The sequence below is a fragment of the Stenotrophomonas sp. MH181796 genome, assembly GCF_009659995.1.
In the GTDB taxonomy this organism is placed as follows: domain Bacteria; phylum Pseudomonadota; class Gammaproteobacteria; order Xanthomonadales; family Xanthomonadaceae; genus Stenotrophomonas; species Stenotrophomonas riyadhensis.
Genome location: NZ_RAHU01000008.1, coordinates 306,658 through 332,200, shown reverse-complemented (window position 1 = coordinate 332,200; position 25,543 = coordinate 306,658). Strand labels below are relative to the sequence as shown.

At 67.2% G+C, this 25,543-nt stretch carries 23 protein-coding genes and 1 riboswitch; of the genes, 10 read left to right on the top strand and 13 right to left on the bottom strand.

Annotation, left to right across the window (positions count from 1 at the left end; genetic code table 11):
- Positions 1–8: 8 nt before the first annotated feature.
- On the bottom strand, positions 9–1,463 hold the full coding sequence (locus D5301_RS20795) for a SulP family inorganic anion transporter (RefSeq protein ID WP_153856748.1): 1,455 nt from the start codon (positions 1,461–1,463) through the stop codon (positions 9–11).
- 232 nt (positions 1,464–1,695) lie between these two features.
- Between D5301_RS20795 and D5301_RS20790 the strand changes: the two genes are divergently transcribed.
- Positions 1,696–2,652, top strand: coding sequence for a cation transporter (locus D5301_RS20790; RefSeq protein WP_153856747.1), 957 nt, complete (start codon positions 1,696–1,698; stop codon positions 2,650–2,652).
- Positions 2,653–2,763: 111 nt separating this feature from the next.
- Positions 2,764–3,189 (top strand): organic hydroperoxide resistance protein, encoded by a 426-nt coding sequence (locus tag D5301_RS20785; RefSeq protein WP_014035621.1) that lies wholly within the window; start codon positions 2,764–2,766, stop codon positions 3,187–3,189.
- 209 nt (positions 3,190–3,398) lie between these two features.
- Here D5301_RS20785 and mmsB read toward each other — a convergent pair whose 3' ends face one another.
- From mmsB to D5301_RS20760, 5 genes are read right to left on the bottom strand one after another with little or no spacing between them, the layout of a single operon-like run.
- On the bottom strand, positions 3,399–4,289 hold the full coding sequence (gene mmsB, locus D5301_RS20780) for a 3-hydroxyisobutyrate dehydrogenase (protein WP_004136647.1): 891 nt from the start codon (positions 4,287–4,289) through the stop codon (positions 3,399–3,401).
- A complete protein-coding gene (locus D5301_RS20775; protein ID WP_153856746.1) occupies positions 4,286–5,461 on the bottom strand; it encodes an enoyl-CoA hydratase/isomerase family protein in 1,176 nt (391 codons plus the stop codon). Before D5301_RS20775 ends, mmsB begins: the two co-directional genes overlap by 4 nt.
- Entirely contained in the window at positions 5,458–6,255 is a 798-nt protein-coding gene (locus D5301_RS20770; protein ID WP_153856745.1) for an enoyl-CoA hydratase, read from the bottom strand. Before D5301_RS20770 ends, D5301_RS20775 begins: the two co-directional genes overlap by 4 nt.
- Positions 6,252–7,418 (bottom strand): acyl-CoA dehydrogenase family protein, encoded by a 1,167-nt coding sequence (locus D5301_RS20765; RefSeq protein ID WP_153856744.1) that lies wholly within the window; start codon positions 7,416–7,418, stop codon positions 6,252–6,254. Before D5301_RS20765 ends, D5301_RS20770 begins: the two co-directional genes overlap by 4 nt.
- A gap of 14 nt (positions 7,419–7,432) precedes the next feature.
- Positions 7,433–8,938, bottom strand: a complete 1,506-nt coding sequence (locus D5301_RS20760) for a CoA-acylating methylmalonate-semialdehyde dehydrogenase (protein ID WP_049399840.1) — start codon at positions 8,936–8,938, stop codon at positions 7,433–7,435.
- A gap of 115 nt (positions 8,939–9,053) precedes the next feature.
- Here D5301_RS20760 and D5301_RS20755 point away from each other — a divergent pair, with 115 nt between their 5' ends.
- Positions 9,054–10,421 carry a short-chain fatty acyl-CoA regulator family protein gene (locus D5301_RS20755; RefSeq protein WP_324187362.1) on the top strand — a complete coding sequence of 456 codons (1,368 nt, stop codon included), beginning with the start codon at positions 9,054–9,056 and terminating at the stop codon, positions 10,419–10,421.
- A 423-nt stretch (positions 10,422–10,844) separates the two neighbouring features.
- Positions 10,845–11,798, top strand: coding sequence for a DUF1028 domain-containing protein (locus D5301_RS20750; protein ID WP_153856743.1), 954 nt, complete (start codon positions 10,845–10,847; stop codon positions 11,796–11,798).
- Positions 11,799–11,871: 73 nt separating this feature from the next.
- On the opposite strand, the gene D5301_RS20745 is transcribed toward D5301_RS20750, so the two are convergent.
- A complete protein-coding gene (locus D5301_RS20745) occupies positions 11,872–13,764 on the bottom strand; it encodes a patatin-like phospholipase family protein (RefSeq protein ID WP_153856742.1) in 1,893 nt (630 codons plus the stop codon).
- 188 nt (positions 13,765–13,952) lie between these two features.
- Between D5301_RS20745 and D5301_RS20740 the strand changes: the two genes are divergently transcribed.
- The 4 genes from D5301_RS20740 (at position 13,953) to pncA (ending at position 18,376) form a co-directional block, all read left to right on the top strand.
- A complete protein-coding gene (locus tag D5301_RS20740; RefSeq protein ID WP_324187366.1) occupies positions 13,953–15,008 on the top strand; it encodes a bifunctional nicotinamide-nucleotide adenylyltransferase/Nudix hydroxylase in 1,056 nt (351 codons plus the stop codon).
- 64 nt (positions 15,009–15,072) lie between these two features.
- On the top strand, positions 15,073–16,482 hold the full coding sequence (locus D5301_RS20735; protein WP_153856740.1) for a nicotinate phosphoribosyltransferase: 1,410 nt from the start codon (positions 15,073–15,075) through the stop codon (positions 16,480–16,482).
- 134 nt (positions 16,483–16,616) lie between these two features.
- Positions 16,617–16,846: riboswitch (cobalamin riboswitch) on the top strand.
- Between the two features lie 160 nt (positions 16,847–17,006).
- Positions 17,007–17,693 carry an epoxyqueuosine reductase QueH gene (locus D5301_RS20730; RefSeq protein ID WP_162621986.1) on the top strand — a complete coding sequence of 229 codons (687 nt, stop codon included), beginning with the start codon at positions 17,007–17,009 and terminating at the stop codon, positions 17,691–17,693.
- A 56-nt stretch (positions 17,694–17,749) separates the two neighbouring features.
- On the top strand, positions 17,750–18,376 hold the full coding sequence (gene pncA, locus D5301_RS20725) for a bifunctional nicotinamidase/pyrazinamidase (protein ID WP_153856739.1): 627 nt from the start codon (positions 17,750–17,752) through the stop codon (positions 18,374–18,376).
- Positions 18,377–18,487: 111 nt separating this feature from the next.
- Here pncA and purU read toward each other — a convergent pair whose 3' ends face one another.
- The gene (purU, locus tag D5301_RS20720; protein WP_032128205.1) at positions 18,488–19,339 is read right to left on the bottom strand and encodes a formyltetrahydrofolate deformylase; all 852 of its coding nucleotides are present in this window, start codon (positions 19,337–19,339) and stop codon (positions 18,488–18,490) included.
- Positions 19,340–19,453: 114 nt separating this feature from the next.
- Between purU and D5301_RS20715 the strand changes: the two genes are divergently transcribed.
- A complete protein-coding gene (locus D5301_RS20715) occupies positions 19,454–20,365 on the top strand; it encodes a LysR family transcriptional regulator (RefSeq protein ID WP_110710752.1) in 912 nt (303 codons plus the stop codon).
- A gap of 3 nt (positions 20,366–20,368) precedes the next feature.
- On the opposite strand, the gene D5301_RS20710 is transcribed toward D5301_RS20715, so the two are convergent.
- From D5301_RS20710 to D5301_RS20700, 3 genes are all read right to left on the bottom strand, one after another.
- Positions 20,369–21,469, bottom strand: coding sequence for an NADH:flavin oxidoreductase/NADH oxidase (locus tag D5301_RS20710; RefSeq protein ID WP_110710751.1), 1,101 nt, complete (start codon positions 21,467–21,469; stop codon positions 20,369–20,371).
- A gap of 174 nt (positions 21,470–21,643) precedes the next feature.
- Entirely contained in the window at positions 21,644–22,450 is an 807-nt protein-coding gene (locus D5301_RS20705) for an NAD-dependent protein deacetylase (RefSeq protein WP_110710750.1), read from the bottom strand.
- A gap of 56 nt (positions 22,451–22,506) precedes the next feature.
- Positions 22,507–22,908, bottom strand: coding sequence for an acyl-CoA thioesterase (locus D5301_RS20700; RefSeq protein ID WP_004153688.1), 402 nt, complete (start codon positions 22,906–22,908; stop codon positions 22,507–22,509).
- 90 nt (positions 22,909–22,998) lie between these two features.
- Here D5301_RS20700 and D5301_RS20695 point away from each other — a divergent pair, with 90 nt between their 5' ends.
- Entirely contained in the window at positions 22,999–23,634 is a 636-nt protein-coding gene (locus D5301_RS20695) for a LysE family translocator (RefSeq protein ID WP_110710749.1), read from the top strand.
- 34 nt (positions 23,635–23,668) lie between these two features.
- Here the strand turns inward: D5301_RS20695 and D5301_RS20690 are convergent, their stop codons facing one another.
- Complete coding sequence (locus D5301_RS20690) at positions 23,669–24,301, bottom strand: hypothetical protein (RefSeq protein WP_153856738.1); 633 nt, start codon at positions 24,299–24,301, stop codon at positions 23,669–23,671.
- A gap of 216 nt (positions 24,302–24,517) precedes the next feature.
- Positions 24,518–25,537, bottom strand: a complete 1,020-nt coding sequence (locus tag D5301_RS20685; RefSeq protein ID WP_008264781.1) for a ribonucleotide-diphosphate reductase subunit beta — start codon at positions 25,535–25,537, stop codon at positions 24,518–24,520.
- Positions 25,538–25,543 lie beyond the last annotated feature (6 nt).

Sequence of the window (25,543 nt, the reverse complement as noted above, 5' to 3'; positions counted from 1 at the left end):
CTGCGGACTCAATGCCCCCCGCGCGCGCCGCCCACCTGCTCGATCAACGTCTGGCTGGCCGCATTGAGCCCCACCACCGTCACCTCCGCACCGTGCGCGGCCAGCTTTTCCTGCGTCCGCTCCAGCGCGGCCACGGCAGTCAGGTCCCACAGGTGGGCATCGCGCAGATCAATCTGCACCTTCGGCGCCACGTGCTGGTAATCGAACGCCGCACCCAGCTGCCCTGCCGAGGCAAAGAACACCTGCCCACGCACGCGGTAGACCTGGGTGTCACCGGCATCGTCGCGCTGCACGTCCAGCATGCGGCCAACCTTGCGCGCGAAGAACAGGGCCGACAGCAGCACACCGCTGAGCACGCCCTTGGCCAGATCGTGGGTAGCCACGGTGACCACCACCGTCAGCAGCATCACGGCGGAGGAACTGCGCGGATGCGTGCGCAGGTCGCGCAGCGAGCGCCAGCTGAAGGTGCCGATGCTGACCATGATCATCACCGCCACCAGCGCCGCCATCGGGATCTGCCGTACCAGATCGCTGCCGTACACCACCAGCACCAGCAGGAACACGCCAGCCACCAGGCAGGACAAGCGGCCGCGGCCACCGGAGGTCACGTTGATCACCGACTGGCCGATCATCGCGCAACCGGCCATGCCACCGAGGAAGCCGGTGACCGTGTTCGCCACGCCCTGGCCGACGCATTCGCGGTTGCGCTCGCTGGGCGTCTCGGTGATGTCCTCGACGATCTGCAGGGTCATCATCGATTCGAGCAGACCGACCACGGCCAGCGTGGCCGACACCGGCAGCAGGATGCGCAGCGTTTCCCAGGTGAGCGGCACATCGGGGATGAGGAAATGCGGCAGGCTGTCAGGCAACTGGCCCATGTCGCCGACGCTGCGCACGTCTACACCAAAGCCGATCACCACGGCGGTAAGCACGACGATGGCCACCAGCGGTGATGGCACGGCGCGGGTGAGGCGTGGCAACAGGTAGATGATCGCCAGCGCGGCGGCGCACAACACGTAGACCGCAGGGCCGCGGCCGATCAGCTCGGGCATCTGTGCCAGGAAGATCAGGATCGCCAGCGCGTTGACGAAGCCGGTGATGACCGAGCGCGAGACGAAACGCATCAACGCGCCGAGCTTGAACACGCCGGCCAGTACCTGCAGCAACCCGGCCAGGATGCTGGCAGCGAACAGGTACTGCAGGCCGTGGTCCTTGACCAGATCGACCATCACCAGCGCCATCGCGCCGGTGGCGGCGGAGATCATGCCGGGGCGGCCGCCAGCGATGGCAGTGATGACGGCAATCGAGAACGCGGCGTACAGGCCGACCTTGGGGTCGACACCGGCGATGAGCGAGAAGGCGATGGCCTCGGGAATCAGGGCCAGGGCGACGACGATGCCGGACAGCAGGTCGCCACGGATGTTGCCGAGCCATTGCTGGCGCAGGGGGTAGGACGTTTGCATGGGAAAGCTCCGCGCGCAGGCGGGCGTGGCCGCATGGCGCTGCAGTGGAAAGACACGGGTTCCTGAGCCGGGCAGGCCGGCTGCCGATGTGCGGCAAGGGTCAGGGTGGCGTGATCACTGCAGGCGGGCGTCGGTACATGGGAGGGGCGCAGTCTACGGGAAGCGACCCCACGGGGGTAGCGCGGTTGGCCGGCGAAGGCAGCGGAGCCTGGCTCCGCTCTACAATTGAACCATGGCCGCCAACCGCCCGAAGTTCTTCGACCCCACTACCGAACAGGGCGTGCTGCGCCTGTCGATCGCCGCCTCTCTGCTGCTGGCCGCGGCGGCGGTGGTGTTCGGCCTGCTGGCCAATTCTTCGCTGATCATCTTCGACGGCATCTACGGCCTGATCGATGTGGTGATGACCTGGCTGTCGCTGCTGGTGGCGCGCCTGATCGCGCTGTCCACACAGACCGATGCGCTGCAATCGCGGCTCAACCAGCGCTTCACCATGGGCTTCTGGCACCTGGAGCCGATCGTGCTGGGGGTGAGCGGCACACTGATGATCGGTGCGGCGCTGTATGCACTGGTCAATGCGGTGGACGCGTTGATGTCCGGGGGCCGCCATATCGCGCTCGGCCCAGCCATCGCCTTCGCCGGGCTGTCGATCGTGGGCGAAGCCGCGCTGGCCTGGTTCATCCTGCGCGCCAACCGTCGCATCGGTTCGGAGTTCATCGCGCTGGACGCGAAGAACTGGGTGATCGCCGCCAGCATGTCGGCCTGCTACCTGCTGGCCTTCCTCGGCGGCGTGCTGGTACAGGGCACCTCGTGGGCCTGGGTCGGGCCGTACATCGACCCGGCCATCCTCGCCTTTGTCTGCGTGCTGGTGACGATCGCTCCGCTCGGCACCGTGCGCCGGGCGCTGGCCGGCATCCTGCTGGTCACCCCGCCGGAACTGCAGGCCCATGTGGATGCAGTGGCACGCGGGATCGTGGCCAAGCACGGTTTCGTCGAGCACCGCAGCTACGTGGCCCAGGTGGGGCGTGGCGAGCAGATCGAGCTGTTCTTCGTGGTGCCGGAAAACGACCCGCCGCGGCCCTTGGTGGAATGGGATCAGCTGCGCGACGAGATCGGCGATGCGCTGGGCGAAGCCTCGCCGGACCGCTGGCTGACCATCATGTTCACCACCGACCGCGAGTGGACGATCTAGGCCAGCAGGACGATCGATCAAGTTTTTCGTACGCATTGCAACCCAACGTACGCGGAAACCGGGCAAAGTAGGCTCCAACGCAACACCCACCCACCGACCAGGAGCATCCCGATGTCCATCGAAAAGGTTCTGTACACCGCCCAGGCCACCTCCACCGGCGGCCGTGAAGGCCGTTCCGTATCCTCCGACAACGTGCTGGACATCCAGCTGTCGACCCCGCGCGAGCTGGGCGGCGCCGGCGGCCCGGGCACCAACCCGGAACAGCTGTTCGCGGCCGGCTACTCGGCCTGCTTCCTGGGCGCGCTGAAGTTCGTGGCCGGCCAGGCCAAGGTCGCGCTGCCGGCCGACACCACCGTGACCGGCAAGGTCGGCATCGGCCAGATCCCGACCGGTTTCGGCATCGAAGCCGAGCTGACCATCAGCGCTCCGGGCGTGCCGCGCGAGCAGCTGGAAGAGCTGGTGCAGAAGGCGCACATCGTGTGCCCGTACTCGAATGCCACGCGCGGCAACATCGACGTGACGCTGATCGTTGCCTGATGCGGCCGGGGTCGGATCCCTTTGCCACCGGCAAAGGGCTCTGACCCCATCGCAGAGTACTCGGGGGTCAGAGCCCTTTCGCGTTGCGAAAGGGCTCCGACCCCAAAAAAAATGGGCGGATGCCGGTCGAAACCGAACATCCGCCCATCCCACCTTCGTTGTCCCGCACGGGGGCATGAGGTTGCCGGCCAGCGGCCGGCGCTACCAGGTCACTTCTCGCTCGTGATGAGCTGCACGACGCTGGAGAAATCCAGCTTGCCGCGGCCGGCCTGGTGGTTCATCGAGTACAGGTTGCGGGCCACTTCGCCCAACGGAATCGAAGCGCCGACACTCATCGCCGCTTCCACCGCCAGGCCCATGTCCTTCAGCATCAGATCGCTGCCGAAGCCGCCGCTGTAGCCGCGCGACGCCGGGGCGTTTTCCAGCACGCCCGGCCACGGGTTGCACACTTCAGTGGCCCAGCTGCGGCCGGTGCTGACGGCCATCATCTGCGACAGCACCTTCGGGTCCAGCCCGTGCGCCACGCCGAGGGCGATGGCTTCGCCGGTGACCGCCATGATCACGCCCAGCGCCATGTTGTTGCACAGCTTGGCGACCTGGCCGGCACCGCTGGCGCCGACATGGAAGATGTTCTTGCCCATCGCCTGCAGCACCGGGCGGGCGCGCTCCAGCGCATCCTCCTCGCCACCGACGATGAAGGTCAGGGTGCCGGCCTGGGCACCGGCGGTACCGCCGGATACCGGCGCGTCGATCATCTGCAGGCCACGTGCGGCAGCGGCTTCAGAGACCTTGCGGGCGCTGGCCGGCGCGATCGTGCTGCAGTCGATGACCAGTGCGCCGGCCGGAATCGCGGCAAGAATGCCGTCATCGCCCAGGTACACGCCTTCGACGTGGCGGCTGGCCGGCAGCATCGAGATCACCACCTCGGCATCGGCCAGGGTTTCGCGCGCCGATGCGGCCGCGCTGGCACCGGCATCGACGGCGGCCTGCACCGCGGCCGGGACCAGATCGAACACGCGCACGGTATGGCCGTTCTTGACCAGATTGGCGGCCATCGGGCCACCCATGTTGCCCAACCCGATGAATGCAATGCGGCTCATGCAAGGCTCCTTTCAACAAGGGGAGTGCCCAGGTCGGCCAGCGGATGCGCGGCATCGGCCCAGGGGGAAGCGAAGAAGGTGTCGGCCCACGCGCCGGTGGCCTCGGCCAGGGTGGCCGGGTTCCACTGCGGATTGCGGTCCTTGTCGATCAGCAGCGCGCGGATGCCTTCGGCGAAATCACCGTGGGCGGCGCAATGCAGGGCGACGATGTACTCCAGGCGGTAGATCGCGGCCAGGTCCTGGCCGGCACTGCGGCGCTGCAGTTCGTACGACAGCCGTGCCGAACCGGGTGCACCGGCGGCGAGGGTCTTCTGTGCTGCCTGCAGCCAGGCATCGTCGGTCTGCAGACCGGCAATGCGCGCAATGATGGCCTGCAGGTCATCGTCTTCGCACAACGCATCAACCTGCGCCGCATTGGCCAGCAACGGACCCGTGGCAGCATCGCTGGCATGCGACTGCAGCAGATGGCTGAGGCGTTCGTGGTTGTGTGCGGCGTTGCTGGACCACGCGACCTGCAGCAGCGCGTCGAACACCGCGCTGCGGCGTTCTTCGGCCACGTGCACATCGGCCAGGCCGGCATAGATGGCATCGCCTGGATTGAGCAGTGCGCCGGTCAGGGCCAGGAACAGCCCGCCCTTGCCCGGTACGCGTGGCAGCAGCCAGCTGCCACCCACATCGGGGAACAGGCCGACGGTGATTTCCGGGAAGGCCAGCTTGGAGCGCTCGCTGACCACGCGGTGGCTGGCACCGGACATCAGGCCGATGCCACCGCCCATCACGATGCCATGGCCCCAGCACAGGATCGGCTTGGCATAGGTGTGGATGAGGTAATCGACGCGGTATTCGACGTCGAAGAACTCGGCCGCGTAGTCGTTCTCGCGGATGTCGCTGCGGCCGGCCTCGCGGAAGGCGGCCATGCTCTTGTACAGGCTGTGCAGGTCGCCGCCGGCGCAGAACGCCTTTTCACCGGCGCCCTGCAGCACCACCATGGCGATGCCGTCGTCGTCGGCCCAGGCATTCAACTGCTTCAGCAGCAGGTGCGCCATCGGCAGCGAGAAGCCGTTGAGCGTGCGCGGCGCGTTGAGCGTGGCGATGCCGATGCGCGTGCCATTGCCGGCTGCGCGCTCTTCGAACAGCACCGGTGCGTCGTCGGCAGCGGTGTCGGTGCTCATGCGTTCTTCCACTGCGCAGCGCGCTTTTCCAGGAAGGCGGTCACGCCCTCGACCTGGTCGGCGGTGTCGAACAGGTCGACGAAGGCTTCGCGTTCGGCCACCAGCGCCGAAGCGTGAGTGCCGGTGCGGGTGGCCTGCACCAGGGTCTTGCAGGCGGCGATGCTGGTCGGGCTCTGCTTGCCGGCCTTCTTCGCCCATTCCAGCGCCAGCGCCTTGGCTTCGCCCTTGCCGACCTTTTCTTCGGCCAGGCCAATGCGCAGCGCGGTCTCGGCGTTGATGCGCTCGCCCAGCAGGATCATGCGCTTGGCCCAGCCCTCGCCAACCAGGCGCGGCAGGTTCTGGGTGCCACCGGCGCACGGCAGCAGGCCGACGGTGGCCTCTGGCAGCGCGACCTGGGCATGGTCTTCGATGATGCGCAGGTCACAGGCCAGCGCGCATTCCAGGCCACCGCCCATGGCGTAGCCGTTGATCGCGGCAATCGACACACCACGGAAACCGGACAGCGCCTCGAAGGCTTCGCCGAAACGGCGTGCGGCTTCGCGTGCGGCGGCCTTGTCGCCCGAGGCGAACTGGTTGAGGTCGGCACCGGCGGAGAAGAACTTCTCGCCATCGCCGGTAATCACCAGCGCGTAGATCTCGCGGTCTGCGTTGAGCGCGCCCACCAGGTCGCGCAGTGCCGACAGGCTGTGCACGGTCCAGGTATGCGCCGGCGGGTTGTGCAGGGTGATGACCGCGGTGTGGCCATCGGCCTCGACCTTCAGGCCCACGTGCTCCTGGGTACGCCAATCCTTCATCGCAGTTCCTCTTCGGTGTTGAGCAGGTGACGGGCAACGATCACCCGCATGATCTCGTTGGTGCCTTCCAGGATCTGGTGCACGCGGCAGTCACGCAGCAGGCGCTCGATCGGGTATTCGCGGATGTAGCCGTAGCCACCGTGGATCTGCAGTGCTTCGTTGCAGACGTTGAAACCGGCATCGGTGGCGAAGCGCTTGGCCATCGCGCACCACACGTTGGCGTCGCTGGCACCGGCATCGAGCTTGCGCGCAGCGGTGTGCACCATCTGCCGGGCGGCCACCAGCTGGGTGACCATGTCGGCCAGCTTGAACTGCAGGGCCTGGAACTCGGCCAGTGCCTTGCCGAACTGGCGGCGCTCGCCCATGTAGCGGCGTGCAGCGTCCAGCGCACCCTGCGCGGCGCCCAGCGAGCAGGCGGCGATGTTGATGCGACCGCCATCGAGCCCCTTCATCGCCAGCTTGAAGCCGCCGCCTTCCTCTCCCAGAAGGTGGCTGACCGGTACGCGGACGTTTTCGAAGGTGATGCCACGGGTGGGCTGGCTGTTCCAGCCCATCTTCTCTTCCTTGCGGCCGAAGCTGATGCCCGGCAGGTCGGCCGGCACCGCAATGGCGCTGACACCGCCGGCACCGGCACCACCGGTACGCGCCATCACCACCAGCAGCTCGGTGGCACCGGCGCCGGAAATGAAGGCCTTCGAGCCGTTCAGCACATAGAAGTCGCCATCGCGCACGGCGGTGGTCTTCAGCGAGGCCGCGTCGGAACCGGCACCGGGTTCGGTCAGGCAGTACGAGGCCAGCTTGAGGCCGGCGGCCAGATCCTGGCCCCACGCATCGCGCAGTGCCGGCTGGCCCCACTTGGACACCATCCACGAGGCCATGTTGTGGATGCTGATGTACGCCGCGGTCGACGGATCGACGCTGGCGAGCTCCTCGATGACGACGGCGGCGTCCAGTCGGCTCAGGCCGCTGCCGCCCACTTCCGGGTCCATGTACAGACCGCAGAAGCCCAGTTCACCGGCCTTGGCGATCGCCTCGCGCGGAAAGATGCCCTCCGCATCCCATCGCGCGGCGTGCGGCGCCAGTTCGGCCTGTGCGAAGTCGCGCGCCGCCTCGCGGTACGCCTGCTGCACTTCTTCCAGTTCCGTCGTCATCGAGTGGCTCATGGCTGCTCCTGCCGTTACTTCAGGCTGATCGTGGTGTTGACGCCATGGCTGAGCGTCTCGTCATCGAACCAGCGCGCGGTGACCGTCTTGGTCTGGGTGTAGAACAGCACCACCTGCTTGCCGTACGGGCCCAGGTCGCCCAGCTTGGAGGCGCGCGAACCGGTGAACGAGAACAGCGGCACCGGCACCGGGATCGGCACGTTGATGCCGACCTGGCCGACGTCGATGTCTTCCTGGAACTTGCGCGCGGCCGCGCCGGACTGGGTGAACAGTGCGGTGCCGTTGCCGTTCGGGTTGCTGTTGACCATCGCGATGGCCTCTTCCAGCGTCTCCGCTTCGAGGATGACCAGCACCGGCCCGAAGATTTCTTCCTGGTAGATGCGCATGTCGGTGGTGACACCGGCAAAGATGGTCGGGCCGACGAAGTTGCCCTTCTCGAAACCATCGACCTGCGGCTTGCGGCCGTCGAGCACCAGCTTGGCGCCCTGCTCCACGCCCGAGGCGATCAGGCCTTCCACGCGCTCGCGGGCGCTGCAGGAAATGACCGGACCGACGTCGGTGCCGGCCACGGTGCCGCCGCTGACCTTCAGGGTCTTGGCCTTGGTGACCAGGTCCTGCACCCAGTTGCGTGCTTCACCGACCAGCACCAGGGTGGAGGCGGCCATGCAACGCTGGCCCGCGGCACCGAAGGCGGCGCCGACCATCGCGTTGAGGGTCTGTTCCTTGTTGGCGTCCGGCAGCACCACGGCGTGGTTCTTGGCGCCCATCATGCACTGCACGCGCTTGCCGGCCAGCGAGGCACGGTTGTAGACGTGGGTGCCGACGCGGGTGGAACCGACGAACGACACGGCCTTGATGTCCGGGTGGTCGCAGATCGCGTTGACCACTTCCTCGCCGCCGTGGACGACGTTCAGCACGCCCTTCGGAATGCCGGCTTCCAGCGCAAGCTCGACCAGGCGCATGGTGACCATCGGGTCCTGCTCGGACGGCTTGAGGATGAAGGTGTTGCCCGTTGCAATCGCCATCGGGAACATCCACAGCGGGATCATCGCCGGGAAGTTGAACGGGGTGATGCCGGCGCACACGCCCAGCGGCTGCATGATCGTGTAGGTGTCCACGCCATTGGCCACGTTGTTGGCCAGCTCGCCCAGCTGCAGGTTGCCGATGGCGGCGGCGTGCTCGACCACTTCCAGGCCGCGGAACACATCGCCTTCGGCGTCCGGCAGGGTCTTGCCCTGTTCGGCGGTAAGGATGTGGGCCAGCTCGCTCATGTTTTCGCGGATCAGCTGCTGGTACTTTAGGAAGATGCGCGCACGGGTGCCGATCGGGGTCTTGCGCCAGGTCTTGAAGGCTTCCTTGGCGGCGGCGACGGCGGCGTCCACTTCGCCGGTGGTGGCGAACGGCACCTTGGCCAGCACGTCCTGGGTGGCCGGATTGATCACGTCCTGCCAGTGGGAGGTGGCCGATTCAACGAACTGGCCATCGATCAGCATGCGGATACGGGGCGCTGCAACAGTCATGACGACAATCCCACAGGGTGCGAAAGATGCTTGGCATTATTCACAGCGTCCACCTCGATTTCCGGGCTGAATCCGCTTAATCTGGCGAACACGCCAGACGATTCATGTTAATTCTGTGAATTATTCAGCCCCCCAGCGACAACTTGGCCTGCGCCTGCTGCGGCTGCGCGAGCAGCGCGGCTACAGCCAGGCGGATCTGGCACGGGCGCTGGGGCTGTCGGCCAGCTACCTGAACCAGATCGAGCGCAACAAGCGCCCACTCACGCCAGCGGTGCAGAAGAAGCTGGGCGAGGTATTGGGCGACGTTTCCGCACTGTTCGACGAGGATGAGCCCGCCGCGCTGCAGGAAGCACTGGGTGAAACCCTGCGTGACCTGGGCCTGTCCGAGGTCAGCGCCACCGAACTGCGCGCGCTGGCCGGCAACCTGCCGCAGGTCAGCCGCGCGCTGCTGGACCTGCACCGCCGCCACCTGGCGCTGCGCGAGCATGCCGCCGCGCTGGAGTTCCAGCTGGGCGAGCCCGGCGCAGGCAGCACCCTGCCGGCCGGCGACCAGGTCCGCGAATTCTTCAATCGCATGCACAACCACATTCCCGAGCTGGACGAGCTGGCCGAGCAGCTGTTCGCCGAATGGGGGCTGTCGCCCGGGCACGTGGCACCGCGACTGCGCCAGCTGCTGGCCGACCGCCATGGCGTGCTGGTGGAGGTGGCCGCACTGCAGGCCGGGCGCGAAAAGCGGCAATACGATGCCGGTGCGCGGCGGCTGTGGCTGCCCGATTACCTGGAGCCCGGCCAGCAGGCGTTCCAGATGGCGGCCGAGCTGGCCCTTCACGACTACCTGCCGCAGATCGACGCGGTGGTGGCGCGCGCCGGGTTCACCGATGAGGCACGCATCGCGCAGGCGCGGATCGGTCTTTCCAACTATTTCGCCGGCGCGCTGGTGATGCCGTACATGCGCTTCCTGCGTGCGGCCGAAGCCAGCAGCTACGACATCGAACTGCTGGCGCATCAGTTCGGCGTCGGCTTCGAAGCGGTCTGCCACCGGCTGAGCACGCTGGCGCGGCGCAGTGCGCCCGGGCTGCCGTTCTTCTTCATCCGCGTGGATCGCGCCGGCAATGTGTCCAAGCGCCATTCGGCCACCGATTTCCACTTCTCGCAGGTGGGTGGGTCGTGCCCGCTGTGGATCGTCTACGAGGCGTTCAACCAGCCGGGGCGGATCCTGACACAGACCGCGCGCATGCCCGATGGGCGGCGCCACTTCTGGCTGGCGCGGCAGGTCAGCAGTGGCCCGGTGGGCCATGGCCAACCGCGGAAGACGTTCGCGGTGGCGCTGGGCTGCGATCTGCAGCATGCCGAGCGGCTGGTGTATTCACTGGGGCTGGATGTGCAGAGCCCGGGCAATTCGGTGTCGATCGGCCCGGGTTGCCGGGTGTGTCCGCGTGAGGACTGCATGCAGCGCGCGTTCGCGCAGTTGCCGGGGCGGTAGGGGTGGTTCGGCAGGGCTGCGCCCTGCACCTGCGGTAGTGCCGGCCGCTGGCCGGCAACCTCAAAAGCAACAGCTGGCATTCCGTGGAATGGCGGGGCGGTGTCGTGTCGGATTGCGGGGACGCCGTGAACCCGTCCCTGGGGGCTTGGCCGCGGCATCCATCCCGCGGACACCCCCGCAACCGGACCCACCCCGCCTTCGACAGTTTCCGGCTGCTGTTGGTGGGTGCTGACCGTTGGTCGGCACGCTGCTGTTGGTGGGTGTCGACCTTGGTCGACACGCTTGATCCACGCCATGCGTGGATGCTCTTCGATGTTCGAAATGCTCGATTTCGATGGGGTTCCATCCACGCATGGCGTGGGTCTACTAAACCTTTCGTGCGTAGGCTGCATCCCATTGCAATGCCTGCCCACGGAGTTGGCCATGTTCCTGCTGCGTTCCTGCCTGGTCCTGCTGCTCGCTGCCTTCGCTGCGCCGGCGTGGGCGACGTTCTCCATTGCGGCCTGCAACGAGGCCGGCGACTGCGGGGTGGCGGTAGCCACGCACAACCTGGCGGTCGGCGGCGTGGGTGTGCCGTGGGCGCAGGCGAAGGTGGGTGCGGTCGCCAGCCAGTTCGAGACCAACCCGACCTATGGGTCGAAGGGTCTGGAGTTGATGACCAAAGGCCGCACGCCTGCCCAGGTGCTGAAGCAGCTGCTCGATGAAGACGGCAACTTCGATGGCACCACGCTTGCCGAGCGCCAGGTGGGGCTGGTCAGCGCGCGCGGCGGCAATGCGCAGTACACCGGCGCCACCGCGCAGCAGGCGGATTGGGCCGGTGCGCAGGGCGAGGGCATGCTGAGCGTGCAGGGCAATGGTCTGGCCGGGCCAGAGGTGCTGGCATCGATGCAACGCGTCTTCGCTGCATCTCAGGGTGAGTTGGCGGCGCGCTTGCTGGCGGCGCTGGAAGCTGGCCAGGCAGCAGGCGGGCAGCGCAGTGGACAATGGTCGGCGGCGCTGCTGGTACGCACGCCCGGCGGCGACTGGCAGGACACCGACCTGCGCGTGGACGCTGACCCACGCGCGGTCGCAAGGCTGCGCGAGCTGTACGACATGCGCCTGTCCAACGAGGCGATCATCCGCGCCGAGCAGCGCTGGGAGAAAGGCGATGTGGCAGGGGCGCGTGCAGCACTGGCGACCTCGTTGTCGCTGGCCCATGGCTGGGACCGTACCTGGGCGCGCGCTGCGCGCCTGGCCATGCGGCAGGGCGATACGGCGCTGGCGCGCGAGTATCTGGCAGGACTGCGTGCGCTCAATCCGGGCTGGGTGAAGCAGGAGCTGGCGTTGCCGTTGTATGCGCCGTTGCAGGGTGATGCGGTGGTGGCGTCGTGGCGATGAGGCACCGCAGGGGTCAGATCGTGCCGACCAAGGTCGGCACCCACCAGAACAGTTCAATCGGCTGCGGCGGAGATCAGTAGATCGGCGTGACCTTCATCTGCGGCAGCGGACGCGGTGCGCCGTCAGTAAGGTCCGGGCCGAGGTCTTCCCAGGTACGTCCCTGCTCGACCATCAAGCCCCACAGCTGCTGCGAGGCCAGCCGCTTGTCTTCCGAGCCCAGCTTGTACGACGGTGGCGTCGGTTCACCGCGGGCAACCATCGCGTATGCCGCGCGATACGCCAGCACCTGCTGTGCCGGGTCATCGGTGCGCGCCACTTCCAGCGTGTAACGCTGGTAGGCCGAAGCCAGGTTGCGCCAGCGGATCCAGTAGTGGTTCTCGAACGAGAACGAACAGAAGCGCGCACCGGCCAGGCTGCCCTTGTCGGCGATGCGGGTCAGCACCTCCTGCGGCATGTCCAGGTTCATGCCGCCTTCGTCGCCCTGCAGGCTGACGTGCACGATGCGGTCGCGGTAGCCCGGCGCGCGCGCCTGCAGCAGATCGCGCCAGTTCTGCATGGTCGCCACCACCGCGAACAGGAAGCGGCCCAGCTCGGCGGCCGCCAACGGCGTGGCGATCGACTGATAGGTGCGCTGCCAGCCGTGGCGGTTCTCGGTGGGCAGGAACACGGCATGTTCCAGCGCCTGGCGGCCACTGCTGCCGTGGCTCACGTCTTCGGCATGCTGCGGGTAAACCAGATTGATGGCGAAGGTTGGCCAACGCGGCAGGGCGGCATCGAACAGATGAATCGGGAAGTTGCTGCTGATGCCACCATCGGAGAACCAGCAGATGCGGAACGCGGTGATCACCGGGCCGCAGGTCTGCCCGGCACTGGTCAGCCCTTCCATGCTGTCGGCCACGTTGTGCTCCTGGTCGGCAGCAGGTGCGGTCGGTTCGCAGCGACGCTCGCGGCGCGAGGGCTCATGCAACGGCACCGCGCTGATCAGCAGCGGGAAGCTCAGGCTCATGCGCGTGGCCACCAGCACCGGCAGCTTCGGGCCCTGCGGCAGGTGGTAGTACCGGCGCCCTTCCACCTCCAGCGGCGGGCCGGCCTGCGTCACCAGCCACTGCACCACGCTGGCCGGGAACAGCTGCTCGAACTCCTCGCGCAGGAACCAGAACTGCGCACCGCCCAGCGGCAACGTACGCGGCTCGTTGTGCGACACGCAGGTGGTGATCATCTGCAGGCTGATCGCATGCGGGCTGTCCGGCTCGCCGGCATAGCGTGGCGCATCGTGCAGGTCGGCGAACGTGAGCGGTGCATCCAGCGGCTTGCCGGACAACTGCTGCAGGCACGCGTGCAGCCACTCGGTCAACGCCGGCGTGCGTGCATCGCGGCCGAGACCGCTGCACAGGCCCAGCAGATTGCGCCGCGCCACCCGCGCGACCCGCAGCGCGGCACCGGCCACGCCCGCACCGTACGCGCACAGCAGCGACGGCAACAACGTGGCGGCCACGCCACTCCAGCCGCCGCCCCACCAGCCCAGGCCCAGCAGCAACGCCAGCGATACCAACACTTCCAGCGGCGCGATCTCGAATACCGCAACGGCCAGGCACAGCAGCTTGTGCGGCAGGCTGGCATTGCCGGTCAGCACCACCAGCAGCCGGTAGGCGGCGCGTGCACCCCGTGCCGGCTGGAACAGGCTGTAGATGAAGCCGCGCCGCGACAGCTGCGCCGATACCGCCGACAACCCGCCATAGCCGGCATCGCCGGGCAGGTGCTCGCCGGCCTGCTGGCGGCGATCACCGCATGCCGCCGCAGCCGCCACCGCCGCAGCGATGGCACCGGCCGAAGTGCCGCCGATGCTCTTGAAGCGGTACTCGCGCGCCAGCGCCAATACCGCATTGGGGTACACGATGCCGCTGGTGATGCCGCCTTTCATGACCAGATCGCAGTACTTGTCCGCCACTGTCTTGCCCCCGAGCATGCCGTCCGCCGCGTGGGTGCCAGTATGGCGCAGAGGCTTCTCAGGGCCTGAGAACAGCAGCGCAGTCCCGGCAGGAATCTTCGGCGTTCAGCGGAAGGCATGCCTGCAGGCTTGACCCGCCCCGCCATCGGCGTAGCATCTGCAGCAAGCCAAGGGACAGACCCGCGGCTGCCACAACGACATGAGGGATTCTCATGGAATTCGACTATCTCGTCTTCATCGGGCGATTCGAGCCCTTCCACAACGGCCATGCCGCCGTTGCCCGCCTGGCCCTGAGCCGGGCCCGCAAGCTGATCTTCCTGGTCGGCTCTGCCGATACCCCCCGCAGCCTGCGCAATCCCTGGACCGTGGCCGAACGCGCCGTGATGATCCAGGCCGCCCTCGATGGCCACACCGACCGCCTGCTGATCCGCCCGCTGCGCGACCACCTGTACAACGAAGCGCAGTGGATCGCCAATGTGCAGCGCCAGGTGGCCGAAGCCCTGCGCAACGACGGTGCCGCCGCCGATGCAAAGGTGGGCCTGATCGGCATGGACAAGGACGCCTCCAGCTACTACCTGCGCGAATTCCCGCAGTGGCCGCTGGTGGACGTGCAGCACACCGCCACCCTGTCGGCCACCGAGCTGCGGCGCTACCTGTTCGAAGCCGGCGACGTCGACTTCCACGGCGCGCTGCTGATGCTGCGTGGCAATGTGCCGGCGCCGGTGTACGACATGCTCGAAGCGTTCCGCAGGAGCGCGCCTGCGTATGGCCAGCTGGTGGCCGAGTACCGCTTCATCGAACAGTACAAGGCCGCCTGGAAGGATGCGCCCTACGCGCCCACCTTCGTCACCACCGATGCGGTGGTGGTGCATTCGGGCCACGTGCTGCTGGTGCGTCGCCGTTCGGAACCCGGCAAGGGCCTGTGGGCGCTGCCCGGCGGCTTCGTCGGCCAGGAACAGAGCCTGCTCGACAGCTGCCTGCGCGAACTGCGCGAGGAAACCCGGCTGAAGATTCCGCTGCCGGTGCTCAAGGGATCGCTGAAGGGCCAGCGGGTATTCGACCACCCCGACCGCAGCCAGCGCGGCCGCACTATTACCCACGGCTTCCACTTCGAGTTTCCGGCCGGTGACCTGCCGCCGGTGCGCGGCGGCGACGACGCTGACAAGGCACGCTGGATCCCGGTGAGCGAAGCACTGGAGATGGGCCCGCAGCTGTACGAAGACCACCTGCACATCCTGGAGTATTTCCTCGGCCGCGGCTGACAGGCCCGGCTTTCCCACTGGCGGATAGACCGCCGGTGCCACCCGACGCGAAGGAGCTTCCGTCATGCATTACCTCGATAATCTTCTCCTCAACACCGACAGCTACAAGGCCAGCCACTGGCTGCAGTACCCGCCGGGTACCGATGCCACCTTCTTCTACGTGGAATCGCGCGGCGGCCTGCACGATCGCACGGTGTTCTTCGGCCTGCAGGCGATCCTCAAGGACGCGCTGGCGCGGCCGGTCACCCACGCCGACATCGACGACGCCGCTGCGGTGTTCGCCGCGCATGGCGAACCGTTCAACGAAGCCGGCTGGCGCGATATCGTCGACCGGCTTGGCGGCCACCTGCCGGTGCGCATCCGCGCCGTGCCCGAGGGCAGCGTGGTGCCCACCCACCAGGCCCTGATGACCATCGAATCGACCGATCCAGCCGCGTTCTGGGTACCGTCGTACCTGGAAACGCTGTTGCTGCGCGTGTGGTACCCGGTCACCGTGGCCACCATCAGCTGGCATGCACGGCAGACCATTGCCGCGTTCCTGCAGCAGACCAGCGACGACCCGCAGGGGCAGCTGCCGTTCAAGCTGCACGACTTCGGCGCGCGCGGTGTCTCGAGCCTGGAGTCGGCCGCGCTGGGCGGTGCCGCGCATCTGGTCAACTTCCTCGGCACCGATACCGTCTCGGCCCTGTGCCTGGCCCGTGCGCACTATCACGCGCCGATGGCCGGCTATTCGATTCCCGCCGCCGAGCACAGCACCATCACCAGCTGGGGCCGCGAGCGCGAGGTGGACGCCTACCGCAACATGCTGCGCCGGTTCGGCAAGCCCGGCGCGATCATGGCGGTGGTATCGGACAGCTACGACATCTACCACGCGATCAGCGAGCACTGGGGCACGACGCTGCGCGATGAAGTGATCGCCTCGGGCGCCACCCTGGTCATCCGCCCCGACTCGGGCGACCCGGTGGAGGTGGTGGCCGAAAGCCTGCGCCGGCTGGACGAAGCCTTCGGCCACACCTTCAACGGCAAGGGCTACCGCGTGCTCAACCACGTGCGGGTGATCCAGGGCGATGGCATCAATCCGGACACGATCCGGGCGATCCTGCAGCGCATCACCGACGACGGCTACGCCGCCGACAACGTGGCCTTCGGCATGGGCGGTGCACTGCTGCAGCGGCTGGACCGCGATACGCAGAAGTTCGCGCTGAAGTGCTCGGCCGCACGGGTGGACGGTGAGTGGATTGATGTCTACAAGGACCCGATCACCGACGCCGGCAAGACCAGCAAGCGCGGCCGCATGCGCCTGCTGCGGCGTCTGGATGACGGCAGCCTGCACACGGTGCCGCTGCCGGCCAACGGCGACGACACCCTGCCGGACGGCTTCGAGGATGCGATGGTGACCGTGTGGGAGAACGGCCGTCTGCTGCACGACCAGCGCCTGGACGACATCCGCACGCGGGCCGCTGCGGGGCATTGAAGGTGCATTCCGACCGGGGTCAGAGCCCGCTGCGTGGCAGCGGGATCCGACCCCTTCCTTCCGCTGGGGTCGGATCCCGTTGCAGCGCAACGGGCTCTGACCCCTGCGCTCTTGACCCGCGCCACCAATAGGTCCACTTTGCACACGCCGAAGGTATCCCTCCCATCGCTCCGGCGCGGGGAGGGATTTAAACGGGAATCCGGTGAAGGCGCCTCGCGCGCCCATTCCGGAGCTGCCCCGCAGCGGTGAATGGAAACGAATCCTGCCAACAGCACTGGGCTCACGCCTGGGAAGCGGCAGGTAGTAGGTGGGCTGCGGCCCGTGTCCATCAGCCCGAATACCGGCCCCGGCCGGGGGACACGACCGTCCCCTGACTCGACCTGGAATCTCCGCGGGGAGGTTGCCGGGGCCGTCGTCGTCCTGCGCATGCGGGCCGCGCGGCCGCGCGCGTCCTGTTCACGGTATCCGGCCAGACCTGTTCACCCACGCGCTGATGCATGGGCCACCGCCGTTGCCGGCGGTCCATGCGGTACCTGACGATGACCGAGCTCCAACGCCCTACCCTGACCCTGCCCGCCGACGGCACGCGCCTGCTGCTGCATTCATGCTGCGCGCCCTGTTCCGGCGAAGTGATGGAGGCGATCACCGCCTCCGGGATCGACTACGCGATCTTCTTCTACAACCCCAACATCCATCCGGTGAAGGAATACGAGCTGCGCAAGCAGGAGAACATCCGCTTCGCCGAGCAGCACGACATCCCGTTCATCGACTGCGACTACGACACCGACAACTGGTTCAGCCGTGCACGCGGCATGGAAAACGAGCCCGAGCGCGGCATCCGCTGCACGATGTGCTTCGACATGCGCTTCGAGCGCACCGCGCTGTATGCGCACGAGCACGGCTACGACACCATCAGTTCGTCGCTGGGCATCTCGCGCTGGAAGAACATGGCGCAGATCAACGACTGCGGCATCCGCGCCGCCTCGCGCTATGAAGGCCTGCAGTACTGGGACTACAACTGGCGCAAGGGCGGCGGTGCCAGCCGCATGATCGAGATCAGCAAGCGCGAGCAGTTCTACCAGCAGGAATACTGCGGCTGCGTGTACTCGCTGCGCGATGCCAACCGCCACCGCCGCGAGAATGGCCGCGAGCGGATCAAGATCGGCCTGCTGTACTACGGGCAGGACGCTGAGACGCCGCAGGGCGATTGACGTGCAGGCATGGGGCGGCCACGCTGGTCGCCCCTTGAGTTCGCGCTGGACCCACCATGACTGCCCTGCCCGCCGATGTCGCCCTGCTGGTGATCGACCTGCAGCCGGACTTCATGCCTGGTGGCGCGCTGGCCTGCGACCAGGGCGATGCGCTGGTGGCACCGATTGCCGATCTGCTGGCACAGCGCCGCTACCGCACCGTGGTGGCGACCCAGGACTGGCACCCCGCCGACCATGCCTCGTTTGCCAGCCAGCACGCCGGCCAGCGCCCGTTCGAGACCATCCTGCTGCACGCGCAGCCGCAGACCCTGTGGCCGGACCATTGCGTGCAGGGCAGCGCCGGTGCCGCGCTGCACCCGGGCGTGGACTGGACGGTGGCCGACCTGATCCTGCGCAAGGGCACGCGCCAACAGGTGGATTCGTACAGCGCCTTCCGCGAGAACCATGGCCCCGATGGCGAGCGCCCGGCCACTGGCCTGGCCGGCTGGCTGCACGAACGCCGCATCCGCGAAGTGCATGTGTGCGGCCTGGCCCGCGACTACTGCGTGCTGTGGAGCGCACAGGACGCGGTGAAGTCCGGCTTCCGGGTGAAGTTCCTGTGGGAGCTGACCAAGCCGGTAACCGACGCCAACGACGCGATGGTGCGCGAGGCGCTGGGCAAGGCGGGGATCGCGATCATCTGAGCCACCAACGCCGGGCACGGCCCGGCGCTACCGGTAATCCGACCCGAAACGGTAGTGCCGGCCGCTGGCCGGCAGCCTCGGGATCTCTGCGGTGCCGGCCAGCGGCCGGCACTACCGGAACACGACTGTACGGTGCCCATTGAGCAGGATGCGGTGCTCCACATGGCGGCGCACGGCGCGGGCCAGCACCAGCGATTCGGTATCGCTGCCCAGCCGCACCAGCTCGCGCGGCGCCATGGCGTGGTCCACGCGGGCCACGTCCTGTTCGATGATCGGTCCTTCGTCCAGATCCTCGGTGACGTAGTGCGCGGTGGCGCCGATGATCTTGACCCCGCGCGCGTGCGCCTGGTGGTACGGCTGCGCGCCCTTGAAGCTGGGCAGGAAGCTGTGGTGGATGTTGATCGCTCGTCCGGCCAGCGCGCGGCACAGCGTGGGTGACAGGATCTGCATGTAGCGCGCCAGCACCACCAGGTCGATGCGCTCGCGCTCGACCAGGTCGATGATCTGCTGCTCCTGCACCGCACGCGTATCGGCGGTCACCGGCAGGTGGTGGAACGGAACCTGGTAGGACGCGGCCAATGGCGCGAAGTCGGCGTGGTTGGACGCTACTGCGGCAATGTCCACCTTCAGCTGGCCGCTGTGGGCACGGAACAGCAGGTCGTTGAGGCAGTGCCCTTGCTTGCTGACCAGCACCAGCAGGCGTGCGCGGCGGCGGCCATCATGCAGCTGCCAGTCCATGCCGAAGCCGGCGGCGAGCGTCGCCATGGCGGCGTGCACGGTCTCCAGCGGCAGGCCAGCATCGCGATCGAAATGCACGCGCAGGAAGAAGCGGCCGCTCTCCTCGTCGCCGAACTGCTGGGCGTCGAGAATGTTGCAGCCGTGGTCGAACAGCAGGCCGGATACGCGGTAGACGATGCCGGTACGGTCGGGGCAGGACAGGGTGAGGATGGAATCGGGGCGCATCGCCCGAGTGTAGGGCAGCAGCCTGTCCTCGGGATCGATGGTCACCGATGCAACCGACCTGCTTGGTTCAGTCCCAAGCGATACTTTGGTTTCTCCATGGCAAGCTGGTCGGTCATGAACCTGTTGCAACTGATCCGCAGCTTCACCCGCACCGCAGAGACCGGCAGCATTGCCGCCGCGGCCCGCATCCTTGGCATCAGCGCCACCGCAGTCGGCCAGAACATCAACCGGCTGGAGGCGCATCTGGGCGTACGGTTGCTGAACCGAAGTACGCGGCAGCTGGCGCTCAGCGAGGCCGGCGCGCTGTACCTGGCGCAGGTGCGCCACATCGAAGCCGACCTGGCGCGTGCACAGGCGATGGTCACCTCCGGTGACATCGAACCGGCCGGGCCGCTGCGCATCGCCAGCAGCAGCGCGTTCGGCCGCCACGTGCTGGCACCGTTGCTGCCGTCACTGCAGCAACGCTACCCGCAGCTGCAGCTGGAACTGCGGCTGACCGACCGCGCCGTGCAGCATGGTCCAGAGGCGGTGGATGCCAGCATCCGCATCGGCGCGCAGCTGGAAGACGGTGTGGTCGCGCGGCAGCTGGCGCGCGTGCCGTTCGTGTTCTGCGCCTCGCCGGCCTATCTGAAGGCACACGGCACCCCGCAGCAGCCATCCGACCTGGGCGGCCATCGCGGGCTGCTGCATCGCTTCCCCACCGATGGCCGGCCGCTGCGCTGGGGCCTGCTGAAGGACGGTCAGCGCGTGGACGCCGCGCTGCCGCCGAGCATGGTCTGCGATGACATCGACGCGCTGGCGACGCTGGCGGCGGCCGGTGCCGGCATCACCCGGCTGGCTGCATTCGTGGCCGAGCCGTACCTGCGCGATGGCCGCCTGCAGGCGGTGTTCGGCGCCGACACGACGTGGCGCCCGGAGCCGATGGAAGTCTATTTCTGCGTCAGCGACCGCCGCGATTTCACTGCCAAGATCCGCGCGCTGTTCGAGCACCTGCAGGCCGGCATGGCGCCGGCCTGGCGGGTGTGAGCCTCAGCGCGCCTTGAACACGCCGCGCGCATCGCGCGGCTCGCAACGCAGGTACTGCGGCGCCGGTTCCACGCTGTCGCGCAATGCGGCGGCGGCATGCCACGGCCAACGCGGGTCGTAGAGGATGCCGCGCGCCAGGGCCACGGCATCGGCGTGGCGATGGCGCAGGATCGATTCGGCCTGCTCCGGTTCGGTGATCATGCCCACGGCGATGACCGGCATGCGCACCTTGGCCTTGATCGCCGCTGCGAACGGCACCTGATAGCCCGGGCCGACGGTGATCTTCTGGCGCTCGTCGAGGCCGCCGCTGGAGACATGCAGGAAGTTGCAGCCACGCGCGTCCAGCACCTGGGCCAGGGCCTCGCTCTGCACCAGGTCCCAGCCGCCATCGACCCAGTCGCTGGCGGAAATGCGCACGCCCACGGCGACCTTGTCGGACACCGCCGCACGCACCGCATCAAACACCTCCACCAGCAGGCGCAGGCGGTTCGGCAGCGAGCCACCGTAGCCATCGGTGCGGCGGTTGCTCAGCGGCGACAGGAACTGGTGCAGCAGGTAACCGTGCGCACCATGCAGCTCGATCAACTCGAAGCCCAGGCGCTCGGCGCGCACCGCACTGGCGGCGAAGGCGGCGATGACCTCGGCGATGCCGGCTTCGTCCAGTTCCTGCGGTGCCGGATCGGCGGCATGGAACGGCAGCGGCGACGGCGCCACGGTGGCCCAGCCACGCGCATCGTCGGCCGGCAACTGGCCACCACCGTCCCAAGGACGCCTCACCGAGGCCTTGCGGCCGGCATGGCCCAGCTGGATGCCCAGCGGCATCGGCGACCAGCGGCGCACGCTGGTCAGCACCTGTGCCAGCGCGGCCTCGGTGCCGTCGTCCCACAGGCCCAGGTCGGCCCAGCTGATGCGGCCGCGCGGTTCGACCGCGGTGGCTTCCAGGATCAGCAGGCCGGCGCCGGACTGCGCCAGGTTGCCCAGGTGCATGGCGTGCCAGTCGCTGGCGCGGCCATCTTCGGCGGAGTACTGGCACATCGGCGCGATGACGATGCGGTTGGACAGGGTCAGGGGGCCGAACGAGATCGGCGAAAACAGCTGGGTCACGGCGATGCGGGGGTCAGGCGGATGGAGGGGGCGTATTGCACCGCCGCACGGCCTGCGAATCAACCGTCTGGATGGATCGCTGTTTCGCGGGGGCGGGTTCTCGGTAGAGTCGACTGCCAGTCGACTGCTTTTCCAACGGCGGCGAAAAGCCCGCGCTGCACGCGATAGCAGACTCTATCCAGCGATAACCGACGCCAGCGCTTCAGCGCAGTCCCGCTCATCCTTGAACAACAGCAGGTCGTCGGCACGGGTACGGCCACGGTTCAGCGCCGCCACCGGCAGCCCTGCCCTGGCCGCCGCCTGCACGAAGCGGAAGCCGGAATAGACCATCAGCGACGACCCCACCACCAGCACCGCATCAGCCTGCTGCAGATGATCGTGCACCGCCGCCACCCGCTCGCGCGGCACGTTTTCGCCGAAGAACACCACGTCGGGCTTCAGCAGGCCGCCGCAGTGCGGACAGTCGGGCACCACGAACGTGGAAAAATCGGTCTCCAGATCGGCATCACCATCGGGCGCGATGCCTGCCTCCAGCGCGTCCCAGCCGGGATTGGCGTCCAGCAGGCGCTGCTGGAAGTCCTCGCGGCCACTGCGACGCTCGCAGCCCATGCAGCGCACCAGATCCAGGCGGCCATGCAGGTCGATCACGTTGTGACTGCCGGCGCGCTGGTGCAGGCCGTCCACATTCTGGGTCAGCAGCAGCTGCAGCTTGCCCCGGCTTTCCAGCGCGGCCAGGGCCTGGTGGGTGCCGTTGGGCCGGGCCAGGCCGAAGCGTGGCCAACCCAGCAGGCTGCGCGCCCAGTAGCGCTGGCGGGTGGCCGCCTCGCCCATGAAGGCCTGGTAGGTCACCGGCGGCGTGCGTTTCCACTGGCCGTCGGTATCGCGGTAATCGGGAATGCCCGAGGCGGTGCTGCAGCCGGCGCCGGTCAGCACGAACAGGCGCTTGGCGCGGTCGATGAAGTCGGTCAGCGGTGGGGTCATGGCTGCCAGATGGGGGCGCGCAAGCGCCCCCGCAAGCGCCGGTTCAGTCGGCGGGCTCAGGCCGCCGGCAGCGGCGGCACCGCGATCGGGTGGCCTTCCTCGTCCAGCGCGATCATCACGAAGTGGCCGCGGGTGCACAGCTTGCGCTCGCCGCTGTGCAGGTCTTCAGCGACCAGTTCGACCTCGACCTTCATCGAGCTGCGGCCGACTTCGACGATGCGGCCAATGGTTTCCACCATCTGGCCGATGCGGATCGGCAGCTTGAAGTCGACCTGGTCGCTGCGCGCGGTCACCACGGTGCGGCGCGAGTAGCGGGCGGCAGCCAGGAACGCGGCCTTGTCCATCCACGCCAGCGCCTGGCCACCGAACAGGGTGCCGAGGTGGTTGGTGTGGTTGGGGAAGACGATTTCGGCCATGCGCACTTCGGTGGGCGGCACGGTCTCGGGGATCGGGGTCATGGGGGTGCTTCGGTGTGGGGTACGGCGATTTTAAGCCAGGCCCCGTGCAGGCGGCGCTACACTGCGCCACGCCCCCTGCCAGGATTGCCCATGCCCGCCACCTCCGACCTGTTGGCCTTTGCGCTGGTTTCGCTGGCGATGGTGCTCACGCCCGGGCCGAACATGATCTACGTCATCTCGCGCTCGATCTGCCAGGGGCCGACCGCTGGCCTGATCTCGCTGGCTGGCGTCGCGCTGGGCTTCGTGTTCTACATGCTGTGCGCGGCGCTGGGCATCACCGCCCTGCTGATGACCGTACCGTTCGCCTACGACGCGCTGCGCATCGGTGGCGCGCTGTACCTGCTGTACCTGGCCTGGCAGGCGCTCAAGCCCGGTGGCCGTTCACCATTTGCGGTACGCGACCTGCCGCAGGACAGCCCGCGCAAGCTGTTCACGATGGGCTTCCTGACCAATCTGCTGAACCCGAAAGTGGCGGTGATGTACCTGTCACTGCTGCCGCAGTTCCTGCATCCGGACGGCGAAGGCAGCGTGCTGATGCAGTCGATCGTGCTGGGTTCCACCCAGATCGCGGTGAGTGTGACCGTGAACGGCATCATCGCGCTGACCGCTGGCAGCATCGCCGGCTTCCTGGCCGCGCGCCCGACCTGGCAGGTGGTGCAGCGCTGGCTGATGGGCACGGTGCTGGCCGGGCTGGCGGTGCGCATGGCGGTGGAAGGGCGGCGGTAGCGGCGGACGGGACGCTTGCCTGATCGCTGCGGGCTTACTCGGCCGACCAATGCGTATGGTCACCGATCAGGATTGCATCAAGCCGTCCTGTTGTGCCGTACACGAAGTCATAGTCCATCTGCTTGTACCAGCTTGTCGCCATGATTGAACTTCTGGAGATCCTGCTGCCAAGCAGCTGGTCGGATCTCACTGCCCATTGATGAGGCGGGTTCGCAGATACGTAATGTACGGCATCGCTTTGCCTGATCACTCTGGTCAGTGACATCAACCTGTTGCGGTGCTTCTCGTTATCGAAAAGGTGGCAGCTCACGATCATGTCACCGCTGATGAATCTCACCAGCTCCCCATAGCGTTCAACATCCGCATTCAGCCGGCGGATCTCGATGATCGGCAACCCGCCTCCATCAAGCCCATGCTTCACCAGGCGCTTGGAGTTCAATTCCTTCCGCGTCGGCTCGCGAAGCACACGCCCCTTCGTCTCCAGAACGCTGGGAACAAGATGCTCATAGGGAACAAGCTCCAAGGCCTCGCCCACGGAGTACTTCCAATCGACGACCTTGTCCCTGCACGCCGAAAGTGCCGATTCCATTGCCGCGGCGAATGAATGGAACTCCTCCCTGAGCGCGGCAAGATGGCCATTCAAAAATTCGCTTTCGACGATCAACATCCTGTACTCCACCAGAGTCGACACTGGGCCATGATCGACCATCAATGCAGATTATGCCCTTGCGCGCCACACGCGTGAGTCGAGCATGGCGCGACTCTACACAGGCGCGCGCGAAGCCGGCCGGTGGCGCCGGGCCATGCCCGGCGAGCGCAGCAAGCACAAAAAAACCCCGGCGCTGGCCGGGGTTTCTCGTTGCGACAGGCCTGACCGGTTCGATCAGAAGTTCATGTCGAAGGCGACTTCGCCCTGCACGCCGACCTGGTAGGCCGAGACGCGGCGTTCGAAGAAGTTGGTCAGCTCCTGCACGTCCTGCAGCTCCATGAACGGCAGCGGGTTGCGCACGTTGTACTTCTTCTCCATGCCCAGCTTGGCGAAGTGCTGGTCGGCGCAGTGCTGCAGGTACTGGCGCATGTCACGGGTCGAGATGCCGGCCACGCCACCGGACAGCACGTCCTCGGCGAACTGCACTTCGCATTCGATGGCTTCGGCCAGCATGTCGTAGACCTGCTGCTTCATCTCGTCGTCGAACAGGTCCGGCTCTTCCTCACGTACCACGCGCACCGACTCGAACGCGAACTCCATGTGCGCGCTTTCGTCGCGGAACACCCAGTTGGTGCCCGAGGCCAAGCCCGGCAGCAGGCCGCGCGAACGGAAGTAGTACACGTAGGCGAACGCAGCAAAGAAGAACAGGCCTTCGATGCACGCAGCGAAGCAGATCTGGTTGAGCAGGAACTGGCGACGCTCGGCACGGGTCTCGATGCGCTTCAGGTCCTGGATCGAGTCGATCCACTTGAAGCAGAAATCGGCCTTCTTCTTGATCGAGTCGATGTTCTCCACCGCGGCGAAGGCTTTGACGCGCTCTTCCGGATCCGGCAGGTAGTTGTCGAGCAGGGTCAGGTAGAACTGCACGTGCAGCGCTTCTTCGTACAGCTGGCGCGACAGGTACATGCGCGCTTCCGGCGCGTTCAAGTGCTGGTACAGGTTCAGCACCAGGTTGTTGGAGACGATCGAGTCGCCGGTGGCGAAGAACGCGACCAGGCGGTGGATCAGGTGGCGCTCACCCGGCGACATCTTGCTGTGCAGGTCGGTGATGTCGATCTGGAAGTTGATCTCTTCCACCGTCCAGGTGTTCTTGATCGCATTCCGGTACATGTCATAGAACTGCGGGTAGCGCATCGGGCGCAGGGTCAGTTCAAAACCGGGATCGAGCAGCATCTGCTTGGGCTTGTCGGCCATGGGTGT

Excerpts from the sequence above, each read along its gene's own strand:
- D5301_RS20795 (WP_153856748.1), bottom strand. The coding sequence starts at position 1,463 with ATGCAAACGTCCTACCCCCTGCGCCAGCAATGGCTCGGCAACATCCGT.
- D5301_RS20790 (WP_153856747.1), top strand. The coding sequence starts at position 1,696 with ATGGCCGCCAACCGCCCGAAGTTCTTCGACCCCACTACCGAACAGGGC.
- D5301_RS20785 (WP_014035621.1), top strand. The coding sequence starts at position 2,764 with ATGTCCATCGAAAAGGTTCTGTACACCGCCCAGGCCACCTCCACCGGC.
- mmsB (WP_004136647.1), bottom strand. The coding sequence starts at position 4,289 with ATGAGCCGCATTGCATTCATCGGGTTGGGCAACATGGGTGGCCCGATG.
- D5301_RS20775 (WP_153856746.1), bottom strand. The coding sequence starts at position 5,461 with ATGAGCACCGACACCGCTGCCGACGACGCACCGGTGCTGTTCGAAGAG.
- D5301_RS20770 (WP_153856745.1), bottom strand. The coding sequence starts at position 6,255 with ATGAAGGATTGGCGTACCCAGGAGCACGTGGGCCTGAAGGTCGAGGCC.
- D5301_RS20765 (WP_153856744.1), bottom strand. The coding sequence starts at position 7,418 with ATGAGCCACTCGATGACGACGGAACTGGAAGAAGTGCAGCAGGCGTAC.
- D5301_RS20760 (WP_049399840.1), bottom strand. The coding sequence starts at position 8,938 with ATGACTGTTGCAGCGCCCCGTATCCGCATGCTGATCGATGGCCAGTTC.
- D5301_RS20750 (WP_153856743.1), top strand. The coding sequence starts at position 10,845 with ATGTTCCTGCTGCGTTCCTGCCTGGTCCTGCTGCTCGCTGCCTTCGCT.
- D5301_RS20745 (WP_153856742.1), bottom strand. The coding sequence starts at position 13,764 with ATGCTCGGGGGCAAGACAGTGGCGGACAAGTACTGCGATCTGGTCATG.
- D5301_RS20735 (WP_153856740.1), top strand. The coding sequence starts at position 15,073 with ATGCATTACCTCGATAATCTTCTCCTCAACACCGACAGCTACAAGGCC.
- D5301_RS20730 (WP_162621986.1), top strand. The coding sequence starts at position 17,007 with ATGCGGTACCTGACGATGACCGAGCTCCAACGCCCTACCCTGACCCTG.
- pncA (WP_153856739.1), top strand. The coding sequence starts at position 17,750 with ATGACTGCCCTGCCCGCCGATGTCGCCCTGCTGGTGATCGACCTGCAG.
- purU (WP_032128205.1), bottom strand. The coding sequence starts at position 19,339 with ATGCGCCCCGATTCCATCCTCACCCTGTCCTGCCCCGACCGTACCGGC.
- D5301_RS20715 (WP_110710752.1), top strand. The coding sequence starts at position 19,454 with ATGAACCTGTTGCAACTGATCCGCAGCTTCACCCGCACCGCAGAGACC.
- D5301_RS20705 (WP_110710750.1), bottom strand. The coding sequence starts at position 22,450 with ATGACCCCACCGCTGACCGACTTCATCGACCGCGCCAAGCGCCTGTTC.
- D5301_RS20700 (WP_004153688.1), bottom strand. The coding sequence starts at position 22,908 with ATGACCCCGATCCCCGAGACCGTGCCGCCCACCGAAGTGCGCATGGCC.
- D5301_RS20695 (WP_110710749.1), top strand. The coding sequence starts at position 22,999 with ATGCCCGCCACCTCCGACCTGTTGGCCTTTGCGCTGGTTTCGCTGGCG.
- D5301_RS20690 (WP_153856738.1), bottom strand. The coding sequence starts at position 24,301 with ATGTTGATCGTCGAAAGCGAATTTTTGAATGGCCATCTTGCCGCGCTC.
- D5301_RS20685 (WP_008264781.1), bottom strand. The coding sequence starts at position 25,537 with ATGGCCGACAAGCCCAAGCAGATGCTGCTCGATCCCGGTTTTGAACTG.